Genomic DNA, 13,012 nt, shown 5'->3' on the forward strand with positions numbered 1-13,012 from the left:
AAGCTGACAGAACGGTCAAGGACCGCATTCCGAGAGCCCAGGTCGAAACCGGCAGGCGTTGCGCCGCCCCGGCCCGATCGACCAGCGACCCGCCCGTCGGCCGAAGGTCGGCAGATCGGGTAAACACGCGTACCACAGCGAAGATGATGAGCGACCCATCGATTCACCACAGTCCCCCTGGCGGCCTGCGCCAGTTCTTCACCCGGCGAAACGGTATCGCCTGGGGCATGCTGGTGTTCACGCTGCTGGTGCAGCTGGTCGTCTGGCAGAGCCTGCGCGCCAATGAGGACCGGGCCGCCCAGGAGCAGTTCCAGATGCTGGGCGAGAAGGTCACCGAGGCGATCCGCAAGCGCCTGCGCGACCATGAACAGATCCTGCTCGGCGGCGCCGGCCTGTTCGACGCGGTGGAGCAGGTCAGCCGCGAACAATGGCGGCTGTACGTCGAACGACTGGCCCTGGCCGAGCGTTATCCGGGCATCCAGGGCGTCGGCTTCACCCAGGCCATCCGTCCTGCTGAGCGAGCCGCCCATGTGGCGCGCATCCGCTCCCAGGGCTTTGCCGATTACGACATCCACCCAGCTGGCGAGCGCGAGCTGTACACCTCGATCATCTTTCTGGAACCGTTCAGCGGGCGCAACCTGGCGGCCTTCGGCTACGACATGTACGCCGAACCGATACGTCAGCAGGCCATGCAGCGCGCAGCGCAGCTCGGCGAGACCAGCATCACCGGCAAGGTGACGCTGGTACAGGAGACCCATGGCACGGTCCAGGCCGGGGTGCTGCTCTATGTGCCCGTGTATCGTCCGCACCTGCCGACAAGCACGCCGGACGAGCGCATGCAGGCGCTGCTCGGCTTCGTCTACAGCCCCTATCGGGTCGACGACCTGATGCGCGGTATCCTCCGCGCCGCCGACCTGCCGCTGGCGCTGCACATCTACGCCAGCGCCGACGAGGCGCCCGAGCATCTGCTGCACGCCTCGCGTGAGGCACCCGCCCCCGGCAGCGCGCGCTACAGCGCGCTGCAGCGACTCGAACTGTACGGCCAGACCTGGACGCTGCGCATGGACAGTCGCCCCGAGTTCGAGGATCGCTTCCATGCCAACGAGGCGCTGGTATTCGGCCTCGGCCTCGGCCTCAGCCTGCTGGTGTTCTTTCTCACCTCGTCACTGGCGCTGCGTCACGGCCGCGCCCAAGCCCTGGCCGAGGAAATGACGCGGCATATCCGGCAGAGCCGGCACGACCTGCGGCTGAGCGAGGAACGTCTGTCGCTGGCACTCAAGGGCAGCAACGACGGGCTCTGGGACCTCGACCTGGAAGCCGGCAGCATGTACGCCTCGCCCCGCGCCTGGGAAATGCTCGGCTATCGCCCCAACGAGCTACCCTGCGACCTCAAGCTGTGGGAGCGGGTGACCGTCGCCGAGGATCTTGCCCAGCAGAAAGCCAGACTGGCGCAGACGATGCTCGCCAACGTCGACCACTTCACCACCGAGTTGCGCCTGCAGCACAAGCACGGCCATGTCGTGCCGGTGCTGCTGCGCGGCTACATCCAGCGCGACCCGCAGGGCATGGCCCAGCGCATCAGCGGCACGCTGATGGACCTGACCGAACGCAAGCGCATCGAGCAGATGAAGAACGACTTCGTCTCCACCGTCAGCCACGAGCTACGCACACCGCTGACCTCGATCAGCGGGGCGCTGGGGCTGATCGTCGGTGGCGCGCTCGGCAAGGCGCCGCCGTCCATGCAGCAGATGCTGGAAATCGCCTACAGCAACAGCCTGCGCCTGGGCCATCTGATCAACGACCTGCTGGACATGGAGAAGATCGCCGCCGGCAAGATGAGCTTCGAACTGCGCGAACACTCGCTCGGCGAGCTGCTCAAGGAATCCCTGGCGAGCAATCAGGCGCTATGCGATCAGCACGGCGTGCGCTGCAGCCTGGAGCACGCCACTGACGTGCGGGTCTGGGTGGATGGCATGCGCCTGCAGCAGGTGCTCGGCAATTTCCTGTCCAACGCCTTCAAATTCACTCCGGCGGGTGGTCACATCCGCGTCCACAGCAGCCTGCGCGGCCAGCGCGTGCGCATCAGCGTCACCGATCAGGGACCGGGTATTCCCGAAGCGTTCCGCTCGCGGGTGTTCGAGAAATTCGCCCAGGCCTATGCCTCCGACAGCCGGCAGAAATCCGGCACCGGCCTGGGTCTGGCCATTACCAAGGAGCTAATCGAGCGCATGGGCGGCACGGTGGGCTTCGATTGCGAGCCGGGCCAGGGCACGACCTTCTGGTGCGAGCTGCCGATCCAGCTGCCCTCCGCCGAGACCGACGGCGGCGAAGATCTGCCACGCATCCTGGTGGTCGAGGACGAGCCGGACACCGGCCGCCTGTTGCACCTGATGCTGCGCGAAGGCGGTTACGCCGCGGACCGCGTGCAGAGCCTGCACCAGGCTAGGGAAAAGCTCGCCAGCGAGCATTACGAAGCCATGACCCTCGACCTGCACCTGCCTGATGGCAGCGGCATGCAGCTGATCGCCGAACTGCGCGACAAGCCCGTGCTGCAGGATCTGCCCATCGTGGTCATCTCCGCCGCCCACCAGTTCGACCGCGCGCAGTTCCCGGAAGAGATCGTCTGGCTGCACAAACCGATCACCAATGCGCAATTGCTGGCCGCGGTCGAGAAAGCGCGTGGGCACCGCCGTCCCGGCAGCCCGTGATCACAATCTGAAGATGACAGGCAAAAAAATCGCGGGAGCCGTCGGCATCCCGCGATTCATTTCTGCTGAAGGGCATCAGGCCTGGATCGAGCCCTTGAGCTTGTTCATCGCGTTCTTTTCCAGCTGACGAATGCGCTCGGCCGACACGTTGTACTTGGCCGCCAGGTCGTGCAGGGTCGCCTTGTCCTCGTTCAGCCAGCGCTGCTGCAGGATGTCGCGGCTACGCTCGTCCAGCCCCTCGAGGGCGGCGTGCAGGCTGGAGGTGGAGCTGTCACTCCAGTCGGCATCTTCCAGCTGACGCGCCGGATCGTAGCGATGGTCTTCCAGGTAGTGAGCCGGCGACTGATAGGCGCTGTCGTCATCGGCATCGGCTGCCGGATCGAAGGCCATGTCATGGCCGGTCAGGCGGCTTTCCATCTCGCGCACTTCATGCGGCTCGACGCCAAGGCTGTCGGCCACCGCAGTCACCTCATCGTTGTTCAGCCAGGCCAGACGCTTCTTCTGGCTGCGCAGGTTGAAGAACAGCTTGCGCTGCGCCTTGGTGGTGGCGACCTTGACGATGCGCCAGTTGCGCAGGATGAACTCGTGGATTTCGGCGCGAATCCAGTGCACGGCGAAGGACACCAGCCGTACACCCATCTCCGGGTTGAAGCGCTTGACCGCCTTCATCAGACCGACGTTGCCTTCCTGGATCAGGTCGGCCTGGGCCAGCCCGTAGCCGGAATAGCTGCGAGCGATGTGAACGACGAAACGCAGGTGCGCCAGCACCATCTGCCGAGCCGCTTCGAGATCCTGATGATAGAAAAGGCGCTCGGCCAGCTCGCGCTCCTGCTCGACGGTGAGCAGCGGGAGGCTGTTCACGGTCTGCACGTAGGCCTCGAGATTCGCTCCCGGGACTAGCGCTTGAACAGGTTGCAGAGTAGTTGTCATGCAGTACCTCCAATGACGAAGCTGCAGCAGTTTAGCATTGCCGCATGAGACTGCAAGCCTGTGGAAAAGTTCCCCTACACACCCGCTAAGGGATTGTATTAAAAGGACTTTTTACCTTGGCGCAAGCTCGCTGAGGTGCCGTGCGACAGCCAGCCAGGCGCCGATGTAACCAAGGAGCACCGCACCGATCACCAGCGACAGCGCATCGCCGGCCGGCACGCCCTCCAGGCCGAAATCGCTGCCGTACAGGCCGGCCAGATTGACCACCGCCTCGTTCAGCCAGCCGAGGCCGTATGCCAGCAGCAGCCAGGCGATCAGTCCCGCACCGAGGCCGTAGATGGCGCCCATGTAGAGGAATGGGCGGCGCACGTAGCCGTCGGTACCGCCGACCAGCTTGACCACCTCGATCTCGGTGCGGCGGTTCTCGATGTGCAGGCGAATGGTGTTGCCGATCACCAGCAGCAGCGTGGCCACCAGCAACAGTGTGAGGCCGAAGACGAAGCGGTCGCCGAGCTTGAGGATCGCCGTCAGCCGCTCGACCCAGAGCAGGTCCAGCTGCGCCTGCTGCACGCCGGGCAACTCGGCCAGCTGCTGGCGCAGCGCCTCGAGCTTGTCCTTGTCCACCTCGTCCGGGGTTACCAGGATGACGCCGGGCAGCGGGTTCTCCGGCAGCTCCTTGAGCGCCTCGCCGAGGCCGGATAGCTGCTGGAACTCTTCCAGCGCCTGCTCGCGACTGATCCAGTCGGCTTCGGCCACGTCCGGCATTCCGGCCACCTGGTCGCGCAGCCGCTCGCCGGTGGCCGCGTCGACGTCCAGCTGCATGAACAGCGAGATCTGCGCAGCGCGCTGCCAGGAACCGCCGAGCCGCTCGACGTTGTCCAGCAGCAGCGCCAGCCCCATGGGCAGGCTCAGCGCCACGGCCATCACCAGACAGGTGAAGAAGCTGCCGATCGGCTGCTTGAGCAGGCGCCCGACGCTGTCCACCAGGCTCGCCCGATGGCTCTCCAGCCAGGCGTGGAACAGCGTCTTGAAATCGGGCTCGTCGCCACGCGGCTGCTCCGGCTTCTTCACCGAACCACCGACGCGCTCGGCCGTGCTTGGATTGGTTTTGGCGTTGCGTTCGTTACTCATCAGCTGGCCTCTCCGTCACCGATCAGGCGACCACGCTGCAGGGTCAGCATGCGATGGCGCATCCGTGCAATCAGCGCCAGGTCGTGGCTGGCGATCAGCACGGTGGTGCCCAGACGGTTGATGTCTTCGAACACGCCCATGATCTCCGCGGCCAGGCGCGGATCGAGGTTGCCGGTGGGCTCGTCCGCCAGCAGCAGGGCCGGACGGTGCACCACGGCACGGGCGATGCCGACACGCTGCTGCTGACCGGTGGAAAGGTCCGCCGGATACTGCAGCGCCTTGTCCTTGAGGCTGACCCGCTCCAGCGCCGTCATCACCCGTTGGCCGATCTCGCGCTTGTTCAGCCCGAGGATCTGCAACGGCAGGGCGACGTTGTCGAATACGGTGCGATCGAACAGCAACTGGTGGTTCTGGAACACCACGCCGATCTGTCGGCGCAGAAAGGGAATCTGCGCATTGGTGATGCGCGACAGGTCCTGCCCGGCCAGCAGCAGCTTGCCGCTGGTGGGCCGCTCCATCGCCAGCAACAGGCGCAGCAGTGTGCTCTTGCCAGCGCCGGAATGGCCGGTGACGAAGAGGAACTCGCCACGCCTGACCTGGAAGGACAGCTCGTGCAGCCCGACGTGACCGTTGGGGTAGCGTTTGCCGACCTGTTCGAAACGGATCATGCGTCTTCCCGCTGAGCGAACAGCGCCTTGACGAAGGCATCGGCCTCGAAGGTGCGCAGATCGTCGATGCCTTCGCCTACGCCGATGTAGCGGATCGGCGTGCCGAACTGCTTGGCCAGGGCGAAGATCACGCCGCCCTTGGCGGTGCCGTCGAGCTTGGTCAGCGCAAGCCCGGTCAGCTCGACCGCCTGGTTGAACTGGCGGGTCTGGTTGATGGCGTTCTGTCCGGTGCCGGCATCGAGCACCAGCAGCACCTCATGTGGCGCCGACTCGTCGAGCTTGCCCATCACCCGGCGGACCTTCTTCAGCTCTTCCATCAGGTTGTCCTTGGTGTGCAGTCGGCCGGCGGTGTCGGCGATCAGCACGTCGATGCCGCGTGCCTTGGCGGCCTGCACGGCATCGAAGATCACCGAGGCGGAATCCGCGCCGGTGTGCTGGGCGATCACCGGGATGCCGTTGCGCTCGCCCCACACCTGCAGCTGCTCCACCGCTGCGGCGCGGAAGGTGTCACCGGCGGCGAGCATGACCTTCTTGCCGTCGAGTTGCAGTTTCTTGGCCAGCTTGCCGATGGTGGTGGTCTTGCCGACGCCGTTCACGCCGACCACCAGGATCACGTAGGGACGCTTGCCGGCATCGATCGCCAGCGGCTGCTCGACCGGCTTGAGCAGACCGACGAGCTCCTCCTGCAGCGCGGTGTAGAGCGCGCCGCTGTCGGCCAGCTCCTTGCGCGAGACGCGCCGGGTGAGGTTCTGCATGATCGCGGTGGTCGCCTCGACGCCGACGTCGGCGGTCAGCAGGCGGGTTTCCAGTTCGTCGAGCAGATCGTCGTCGATGGCCTTCTTGCCGAGGAACAGGCTGGCCATGCCTTCGCCTATGCTGGCGCTGGTCTTCGACAGACCCTGGCGCAGGCGAGCGAAGAAGCCGAGCTTGGCCGGCGCTTCCGGCGTGGCCGCAACGACCGGGGCAGATAACGGCTCGGGTTCGGGTTCGGGTTCGGGTTCGGGTACAGGCTCTGGCAGCGGCGACTCGATCACCTCGGTCGGCTGCAGATCGGCCTCGACGGCGCGAGGCTCCTCGTGCTGCGGCGTGGCGGCAGGCGTTTCGACATTCGCCACGGTCTGCTCGACCGGTTCGCTGTCCGCTTGAGGCTCGGTGGCCGGCTGCTCTGCCGAAGCGGGCTGGGGCTTCTTGCGCAGCCAGCCGAACAGGCCTTTCTTCTCGCCGGGCTCGGCCGGCGTCTTCTTGTCGTCGTTGGAACCAAACATGGAGAAGGTATTCTCAAGGATGCGAAACGCCGGCAGCCAGGCTGCCGGCCTCAAAATGGGTCCTATCCTAGCACCTCGCCAAGCAGGTGCGCTAAGCGCGGCACTGCGACCGAGCCGGCTGTACGGATACCCCGGCTTTGCCTGACCCGCGCCGGCCATTACCATGGCTGCCGTGTCGCCGCCCTGCCATCCACCGTGGCGGGCACCAACCTGGACGAGTCCCGACTATGCCTCTGACGTTACGCCGCGCCGCCGCCCTGCTGCTCGGAGCGCTCTATCTGCCGCTAGTGGCTGCAGCAGACAACCAGCCGACCCACGAGTTCTTCCTCGACAATGGCCTGAAGGTGATCGTTCGCGAGGATCACCGCGCCCCGGTGGTGGTTTCCCAGCTCTGGTACAAGGTCGGCTCCAGCTACGAGACCGCCGGCCAGACAGGCCTGTCCCATGCCCTCGAACACATGATGTTCAAGGGCAGCCGCAAGCTCGACGCCGGCGAAGCCTCGCGCATCCTGCGTGAGCTGGGCGCCGAGGAAAACGCCTTCACCAGCGACGACTACACCGCCTACTACCAGGTGCTGGCCCGCGACCGTCTGGCCGTGGCCTTCGAACTCGAAGCCGATCGCCTGGCCAGCCTCAAGCTGCCGCCAGAAGAGTTCGCCCGCGAGATCGAAGTGATCAAGGAAGAACGCCGCCTGCGCACCGACGACAAGCCCAGCTCGCTGGCCTATGAGCGCTTCAAGACCATCGCCTATCCGGCCAGCGGCTACCGCAACCCGACCATCGGCTGGATGGATGACCTCAATCGCATGCAGGCCGAAGAGCTGCGTGCCTGGTACGAGCAATGGTATGCGCCGAACAATGCCACCCTGGTGGTGGTCGGCGACGTGACGGCCGACGAGGTACGCGGGCTGGCCGAGCGTTTCTTCGGCGGCATCGAACGGCGCGAGGTGCCGACGGCCAAGCGGCCGCTGGAACTGGACGAGCCGGGCGAGCGCCGCCTCAGGCTGCACGTGAGGACGCAGTTGCCGACATTGCTGATGGCGTTCAACGCCCCCAGTCTCGCGACCGAGGAGAACGCCCGCCAGGTGCACGCGCTGCGGTTGATCTCCGCCCTGCTCGACGGTGGCTACAGCGCACGTCTGCCGGAGCGGCTGGAACGCGGCGAGGAGCTGGTGACCAGCGCCTCGGCCTGGTACGACGCCTACGCCCGCGGCGACAGCCTGTTTGTCCTGAGCGCCGCGCCGAACATGCAGAAAGGCCGCTCCCTGGAAGAAGTCGAAGCCGGTCTCTGGCGGGAACTGGACGCGCTCAAGGAGACGCCACCCTCGGCGGACGAACTCGAGCGGGTTCGCGCCCAGGTCATCGCCGGGCTGGTCTACGAGCGCGATTCCATCACCCAGCAGGCCACCACCATCGGCAAGCTGGAAACCGTCGGCCTGTCCTGGCGGCTGATGGACGAGGAGCTGGCGGCGCTCGAGGCCGTCACACCCGAAGACATCCAGCAGGCTGCGCGCAGCTATTTCACCCGCTCGCGCCTGAGCGTCGCCCATGTTCTGCCCGAGGAAGCCCGAAATGAGTGATTGCAAAGCCCTGCGCAACGGCCTGCTTGGCCTGCTGCTGGCGGCCAGCTTCGGCCTGGCGGGCTGCGATGAAGGCTCCACCGCCCTGCCGCGCCCCGGCGAACCAGTGAAACAGGACGTGGCCCGCGAGGCCGCCCAACCCGCCGTAGCGAGCGAAACGGCCACGGCAGCGGAGAAACCGCGCCTCGAGTCCCTCAGCGAACTGAGCGACCAGCCGCTGGCCCGACGCAAACTGGACATCCAGAGCTGGCAGACCGCCGAAGGTGCCAAGGTGCTGTTCGTCGAGGCTCGCGAGCTGCCGATGTTCGACCTGCGCCTGACCTTCTCCGCCGGCAGCAGCCAGGACGGTGACGTACCCGGCCTGGCGCTGCTGACCAATGCCATGCTCAACGAGGGCGTCGAAGGCAAGGACGTCAGCGCCATCGCCCGTGGTTTCGAAGGCCTCGGCGCAGACTTCGGCAACGGCTCCTACCGCGACATGGCGGTGGTCAGCCTGCGCAGCCTGAGCGCGCCGGACAAGCGCGAGCCGGCACTGGCGCTGTTCAATCAGGTCATCGGCCAGCCGACCTTCCCCGAGGACTCGCTGCAGCGGATCAAGAACCAGCTGCTGGCCGGCTTCGAATTCCAGAAGCAGAACCCCGGCAAGCTGGCCAGCCTGGAGCTGTTCGCCCAGCTATATGGCAATCACCCGTACGCCCACCCCAGCGAAGGCACGCCCGAGTCGATTCCGGCGATCGGCGTCGAGCAGCTGCGCGACTTCCATGCCCGTGCCTACGCGGCTGGAAATGCGGTGATCGCGCTGGTCGGCGACCTTTCCCGTGAGGAAGCCGAAGCACTCGCCGCCCAGGTTTCCGCCGCGCTGCCACAAGGTCCGGCACTGCCGACGACGCCCTCGCCCCAACCACCCGCGGCCGGCAAGCACCACATCGACTTCCCCTCCAACCAAAGCCACCTGATGCTGGCCCAGCTCGGCATCCCTCGTGGCCATCCGGACTATGCGGCGCTTTATCTGGGCAATCAAATCCTCGGCGGTGGCGGTTTCGGTACGCGACTGATGGAAGAAGTACGGGAGAAGCGCGGCCTGACCTACGGCATCTATTCCGGCTTCAGCCCGATGCGCGCCGAAGGGCCGTTCATGATCAGCATGCAGACTCGCGCCGAACTCACCGATGGCGCATTGGAACTGGTGCAGCAGCTGGTACGCGATTACCTCGCCGAAGGCCCGACCGAGGCCGAGCTGGAGCGCAGCAAGCGCGAGATCGCCGGCAGTTTCCCGCTGTCCACCGCCAGTAACGCCGATATCGTCGGCCAGCTCGGCAGCATCGGCTTCTACGGCCTGCCGCTGACCTACCTGGAAGACTTCATGGGCGAAATCCAGGCGCTGACGGTCGAACAGGTCAAGAACGCGATGAACAAGCACCTGCAGGAAGATGCCTTCGTCATCGTCACAGCCGGGCCCAGCGTCGAGCAGCAACCGCTGCCGCCGCCCAGCGAAAAACCAATCGAACAGCCCAGCGGCGTTCCGGAGCATTGATGGCCAATCCACCCATTCGCCCCAGCGCCCATGGCGGCCAGGGCCAGTTGCGCATCATCGGCGGCGAATGGCGCTCGCGCCGCTTCAGCTTCCCCGATGCCGAAGGCCTGCGGCCGACGCCGGACCGGGTCCGCGAAACCCTGTTCAACTGGCTGGCGCCCTACCTTTCGGGCGCGCGGGTGCTCGACCCGTTCACCGGCAGCGGCGCGCTCTATCTGGAGGCGCTGTCGCGTGGCGCCAGCATGGCCCTGGCGCTGGACGTGAACGCCAACGCCATCGCCAGCCTGCGCAAGCACCTGGACACCCTCAACTGCGGCCACGGCCAGCTGTTGCAGAGCGATGCCCTGCGCTATCTGGACAGCCAGACGCCAGCGCCCTTCGACCTGGTCTTTCTCGACCCGCCGTTCAACAGGAACCTGCTGCAGCCGGCCTGCGAGCTGCTCGAAGGCAAGGGTTGGCTGGCCGCGCACGCCTGGGTCTACACCGAAAGCGAAGCGCCGCCTTCCAGCCTCGGCCTGCCCGGCAACTGGCGACTGCATCGGGAGAAGAAGGCCGGCAAGGTGCACTACGCACTCTGGGAGCGCCACGCACCCACCGCTTGAAGTCGGCGACGTCAGTAGAAGTCGACGGTCTGACCGTTGCGATCGAAGGCCAGGAAGCGGCCGACGTTGCCGGTCTCGATGGCGCTGACCATCATCTTCAGTGGCTGCTCGGCCTCGTCTGCGTTCGGCGTGATGCCGGCCTGGCCGGGCAGCGCCGCGGCGAACAGCAGGTCCCAGGCCACGCCGGTGCGCTCGGATTCTTCACGCAGCGCGGCGAAGTCGCTCAGTTCCTCGGGTAGCTTGTCGACGCAGAGCACCGGTTTCAGCGAACCGCCGGCGTTTTCCTCGAAACGCTGGCGCTCGGCCTCGGTGGCGTCCTCGGGCAGTTCAGCGCTGACAAAGACGAACAGCAGGCGCTGGGGCTCGCGCTCCTGGCGTGCGGCGCCGAGCAGTTGGTCGAAGGGGGTAGGCGTCATGGGCAGGGTTCCGGATAAGACTATCGCGTCACTCTCCACCCCTTGGGCGGCGCTGACCATATCCCCAAAGGCGTAATTCGCCGGGCGGCAGGCATCATTCAATGCCTGCATCATGCTTTTCTTCGAGCCGCCAACGCTCTAACGTCGGAGCAAACGAGGAACCCGAGCGACCGTGTCCGAAACCTTCCAACCCGCCTGGTGGCTTCCCGGGCCGCACTTGCAGACCTTGTGGAACCCCTTCTTTCGCAAGGCGCCGCGTCTCGAACGCCGGCGTGAGCGACTGTGGCTGGCCGATGGCGATTTCATCGACCTGGACTGGCACGGCCCGCATGAGGCCACGGCGCCACTGGTGCTGGTGCTGCACGGGCTGACCGGCTCGTCCAGCTCGCTCTATGTGCTCGGCCTGCAGCAACAACTGGCCGCGCGCGGCTGGGCCAGCGTCGCCATCAACTGGCGCGGCTGCTCGGGCGAGCCGAACCTGTTGCCGCGCGCCTACCACTCCGGCGCCAGCGACGACCTTGCCGAAGTCATCGGCCATCTGCAGGCCAAGCGCCCGCTGGCACCGCTGTATGCGGTCGGCTACTCGCTGGGTGGCAACGTGCTGCTCAAGTACCTGGGCGAAAGCGGCATCGGCAGCCCGCTGCGCAAGGCGGTCGCGGTGTCGGTGCCGTTTCGCCTGGACCAGTGCGCCGATCGCATCGGCCTGGGTTTCTCCCGCGTCTACCAGGCGCACTTCATGAAGGCCATGGTCGCCTATGTGAAGGACAAGCAGCAGCGTTTCCAGCATGAAGGCCTGACCGAGCACCTGGGCGCCCTGCAGCGCCTGGGTCCGCTGCAGGGCATGCGCACCTTCTGGGACTTCGACGGCCGCTTCACCGCACCGCTGCACGGCTACAGCGACGCCCAGGACTACTACCGCCGTGCCTCCAGCCGCTACTACCTGCCAGAGATCACGACACCAACCCTGCTGATCCAGGCCGCGGACGACCCCTTCGTGTTTCGCCACAGCGTGCCGGAACCAACCGAACTGTCGGCGACCACAACCCTGGAGCTGCACCGCCGCGGCGGCCACGTCGGCTTTGTCGAAGGCACACCGCGCCGCCCGCGTTACTACCTGGATCGGCGCATTCCGCAGTGGCTGGCGGGCTGAGACGTTTCAGCCGCCAAATGGCAACCATCGGTGCGGGAAGCGCGCCTTGAGACCGAGCCGGTCAATACGCCACTCAGGCGGCAGACCATCGTGCACCCGCGCAATCACGCGCAGCCTGCGTGTCGGCGCACTGAACGGTGGGCGCAGTTCGACCGGCACCGGCGCGGCATCGTCCACCGCCTGAATCACTACCGCCTGGCGTTGACTATGGTCGGGAAAGATCAGCGTCAGCAGCTTTCCGGGTGTGGCCTCGGCAGCGTGGCGCGGATCGAGATAAACCCAGACCTGCGCCTCGCCGTCGCCCTCGACGCGCAACAGGGGCGTGCCCGGCCCGACGTTCTCGCCAGGCGCGACGAGGATTTCGCCGACGCGACCATCGTTCTCGGCATGCATTTCCAACCCCTGCAACCGGCTGTCCAGCCAGGCAAGCTCCAGGTCGCGCTGGCGCTGCTCGGGTCCGATCTCCGGCTGGCGCCGCTGCTCCAGCTGATACAGGTCGCGGAGCCGCGCGTCACGCTGGTCGGTGGCCGCCAACAGTTCGCCACGGGTAGCCGCGCCCGCTTCGAACAGGCGCTGGACCTGCTGCACGCGCGCCTCGGCACGGGCGAGCAAGCCCTGCAACAGTGCACGCTCCGCGGCCAGAGTCTCTGCGCCGGGACTATTCGACGGCACGCTCGCCGCCTGCAGCAGGAAGCGCCGCGCACGCCACTCCGGATTATCCAGACGAACCAGCACGTCGCCCGCCGTCACCCGTTGCCCCGGCTGCACCAGCACCTGCTGGACCTGCGCTCCGTCGCGCGCGCGCAACTCGCTGCCCGGCAGGTGCAGCTGCGCAGGCGCCTCGATCAGCCAGAGCGTAAGCATCCAGCGGCCGACCAGCCACAACAGCGGGCTGAGCACCGCCAACAGGATGAGGTACCAGCGCAGCCGGAAGGCCAGGCGCTTGCCCGGCGCGTAGAGCACCTGCAGGCCCTGCTCCTGGGTCGGTTGCTGCTCCTTGGCGCTGGAGAATTTGATCTTCATGCGAT

At 66.4% G+C, this 13,012-nt stretch carries 11 protein-coding genes; 5 read left to right on the forward strand and 6 right to left on the reverse strand.

What is annotated here, in order from left to right; genetic code table 11:
- Window positions 1–146 precede the first annotated feature (146 nt).
- On the forward strand, window positions 147–2,708 hold the full coding sequence (locus tag PSTAB_RS19580; protein WP_041771892.1) for a hybrid sensor histidine kinase/response regulator: 2,562 nt from the start codon (window positions 147–149) through the stop codon (window positions 2,706–2,708).
- Between the two features lie 75 nt (window positions 2,709–2,783).
- On the opposite strand, the gene rpoH is transcribed toward PSTAB_RS19580, so the two are convergent.
- From rpoH to ftsY, 4 genes are all read right to left on the reverse strand, one after another.
- Window positions 2,784–3,638, reverse strand: coding sequence for an RNA polymerase sigma factor RpoH (gene rpoH, locus PSTAB_RS19585; RefSeq protein WP_011914994.1), 855 nt, complete (start codon window positions 3,636–3,638; stop codon window positions 2,784–2,786).
- 111 nt (window positions 3,639–3,749) lie between these two features.
- On the reverse strand, window positions 3,750–4,769 hold the full coding sequence (gene ftsX, locus PSTAB_RS19590) for a permease-like cell division protein FtsX (protein WP_011914995.1): 1,020 nt from the start codon (window positions 4,767–4,769) through the stop codon (window positions 3,750–3,752).
- Window positions 4,769–5,437: a cell division ATP-binding protein FtsE gene (ftsE, locus tag PSTAB_RS19595; protein ID WP_011914996.1), complete on the reverse strand. Its 669-nt coding sequence runs from the start codon at window positions 5,435–5,437 to the stop codon at window positions 4,769–4,771. Before ftsE ends, ftsX begins: the two co-directional genes overlap by 1 nt.
- On the reverse strand, window positions 5,434–6,702 hold the full coding sequence (gene ftsY / locus PSTAB_RS19600) for a signal recognition particle-docking protein FtsY (protein ID WP_041772016.1): 1,269 nt from the start codon (window positions 6,700–6,702) through the stop codon (window positions 5,434–5,436). The genes ftsE and ftsY overlap by 4 nt, the downstream gene beginning before the upstream one ends.
- 227 nt (window positions 6,703–6,929) lie before the next feature.
- On the opposite strand from ftsY, the gene PSTAB_RS19605 reads away from it, so the two are divergent.
- From PSTAB_RS19605 to rsmD, 3 genes are read left to right on the forward strand one after another with little or no spacing between them, the layout of a single operon-like run.
- Window positions 6,930–8,282 carry a M16 family metallopeptidase gene (locus PSTAB_RS19605; protein WP_013984341.1) on the forward strand — a complete coding sequence of 451 codons (1,353 nt, stop codon included), beginning with the start codon at window positions 6,930–6,932 and terminating at the stop codon, window positions 8,280–8,282.
- Window positions 8,275–9,816, forward strand: coding sequence for a M16 family metallopeptidase (locus tag PSTAB_RS19610; RefSeq protein ID WP_013984342.1), 1,542 nt, complete (start codon window positions 8,275–8,277; stop codon window positions 9,814–9,816). The genes PSTAB_RS19605 and PSTAB_RS19610 overlap by 8 nt, the downstream gene beginning before the upstream one ends.
- Window positions 9,816–10,418, forward strand: a complete 603-nt coding sequence (rsmD, locus tag PSTAB_RS19615) for a 16S rRNA (guanine(966)-N(2))-methyltransferase RsmD (RefSeq protein WP_013984343.1) — start codon at window positions 9,816–9,818, stop codon at window positions 10,416–10,418. Before PSTAB_RS19610 ends, rsmD begins: the two co-directional genes overlap by 1 nt.
- 11 nt (window positions 10,419–10,429) lie before the next feature.
- Here the strand turns inward: rsmD and PSTAB_RS19620 are convergent, their stop codons facing one another.
- Window positions 10,430–10,834: a hypothetical protein gene (locus PSTAB_RS19620; protein WP_013984344.1), complete on the reverse strand. Its 405-nt coding sequence runs from the start codon at window positions 10,832–10,834 to the stop codon at window positions 10,430–10,432.
- 172 nt (window positions 10,835–11,006) lie between these two features.
- On the opposite strand from PSTAB_RS19620, the gene PSTAB_RS19625 reads away from it, so the two are divergent.
- A complete protein-coding gene (locus PSTAB_RS19625) occupies window positions 11,007–11,984 on the forward strand; it encodes a hydrolase (RefSeq protein ID WP_013984345.1) in 978 nt (325 codons plus the stop codon).
- 6 nt (window positions 11,985–11,990) lie between these two features.
- Here PSTAB_RS19625 and PSTAB_RS19630 read toward each other — a convergent pair whose 3' ends face one another.
- On the reverse strand, window positions 11,991–13,007 hold the full coding sequence (locus tag PSTAB_RS19630; RefSeq protein WP_013984346.1) for an HlyD family secretion protein: 1,017 nt from the start codon (window positions 13,005–13,007) through the stop codon (window positions 11,991–11,993).
- Window positions 13,008–13,012: the final 5 nt, after the last annotated feature.

It is taken from the genome of Stutzerimonas stutzeri, from assembly GCF_000219605.1.
In the GTDB taxonomy this organism is placed as follows: Bacteria; Pseudomonadota; Gammaproteobacteria; order Pseudomonadales; family Pseudomonadaceae; genus Stutzerimonas; species Stutzerimonas stutzeri.

Excerpts from the sequence above, each read along its gene's own strand:
- PSTAB_RS19580 (WP_041771892.1), top strand. The coding sequence starts at position 147 with ATGAGCGACCCATCGATTCACCACAGTCCCCCTGGCGGCCTGCGCCAG.
- rpoH (WP_011914994.1), bottom strand. The coding sequence starts at position 3,638 with ATGACAACTACTCTGCAACCTGTTCAAGCGCTAGTCCCGGGAGCGAAT.
- ftsX (WP_011914995.1), bottom strand. The coding sequence starts at position 4,769 with ATGAGTAACGAACGCAACGCCAAAACCAATCCAAGCACGGCCGAGCGC.
- ftsE (WP_011914996.1), bottom strand. The coding sequence starts at position 5,437 with ATGATCCGTTTCGAACAGGTCGGCAAACGCTACCCCAACGGTCACGTC.
- ftsY (WP_041772016.1), bottom strand. The coding sequence starts at position 6,702 with ATGTTTGGTTCCAACGACGACAAGAAGACGCCGGCCGAGCCCGGCGAG.
- PSTAB_RS19605 (WP_013984341.1), top strand. The coding sequence starts at position 6,930 with ATGCCTCTGACGTTACGCCGCGCCGCCGCCCTGCTGCTCGGAGCGCTC.
- PSTAB_RS19610 (WP_013984342.1), top strand. The coding sequence starts at position 8,275 with ATGAGTGATTGCAAAGCCCTGCGCAACGGCCTGCTTGGCCTGCTGCTG.
- rsmD (WP_013984343.1), top strand. The coding sequence starts at position 9,816 with ATGGCCAATCCACCCATTCGCCCCAGCGCCCATGGCGGCCAGGGCCAG.
- PSTAB_RS19620 (WP_013984344.1), bottom strand. The coding sequence starts at position 10,834 with ATGACGCCTACCCCCTTCGACCAACTGCTCGGCGCCGCACGCCAGGAG.
- PSTAB_RS19630 (WP_013984346.1), bottom strand. The coding sequence starts at position 13,007 with ATGAAGATCAAATTCTCCAGCGCCAAGGAGCAGCAACCGACCCAGGAG.